Annotated in this window: 1 pseudogene; it reads left to right on the forward strand. The window is 48.2% G+C overall.

Annotated features, from left to right (window positions below):
• Positions 1 to 332: pseudogene (locus tag BCT81_RS27800) on the forward strand (diguanylate cyclase); the annotation flags it as partial.

Consider the following 332-nt stretch of genomic DNA (forward strand, 5'->3'; position numbering starts at 1 on the left):
GGAAGCTCAGCAGATCGTTTCAGATATCTTGCCGCGAATTCTTGGTAAGGTGAACGGTAGCGTTTCACTGATGCGAGCATCACGAAATCAATTAATTACCCAGCTAGACTGGGGAGACACTTGGCCCGGAAGTGCGAGCTTTGCACCTGAAGAGTGTTGGTCACTGCGTAAGGGGCGAGCACATCAATCAAATGATGACTTCCATTCGTTAACTTGTGGGCACATGCACGAGATGGAAAACAATCAAACCCTTTGTATCCCATTGACCGCGCATGGCAATACCATAGGCATCATGCACCTCTATTTCGGTCAAGGTCATATCGAGATTGACC

The organism is Vibrio sp. 10N.261.52.A1 (genome assembly GCF_002876325.1).
Taxonomy (GTDB): domain Bacteria; phylum Pseudomonadota; class Gammaproteobacteria; order Enterobacterales; family Vibrionaceae; genus Vibrio; species Vibrio chagasii.